The following is a 332-nucleotide window of genomic DNA, read 5'->3' on the forward strand; positions in this document are numbered from 1 at the left end:
CTGGCGCAACTGCTCCACCTGGGAAACGAAGGCCTTAGTGTCGAACTGCAGGTCCTTGGCCGGGTCCACCACCGCCACCAGCAACGTCCATTGCGCCGCCAGCGCCAGGGCGCTGAGCAGCACCAGACGCCGCCCGAAACTGCCCAGGGTCCTGCGCCAGCCATACAGCGCCAGCAGCTGCAACACGACGAAGATCGCGATCAGCAGCGGCATGGACACCGGCGGCCAGTAACCGTGCTTGTGCCAGCTGTGGCGCAAGACGAACAGCACCAGGATGCACAGCCCCGGCAGCAGCCCCACCAGCCACAGGTAGCCGCTGCGCACCTTGCCCA

1 pseudogene is annotated in these 332 nt (G+C 66.9%); it reads right to left on the reverse strand.

From position 1 onward, the window contains the following. Window positions 1-332, reverse strand: a pseudogene (locus F6S12_RS33235) (hypothetical protein); the annotation flags it as partial.

This window comes from Pseudomonas sp. JV245A, from assembly GCF_032424515.1.
Taxonomy (GTDB): domain Bacteria; phylum Pseudomonadota; class Gammaproteobacteria; order Pseudomonadales; family Pseudomonadaceae; genus Aquipseudomonas; species Aquipseudomonas protegens.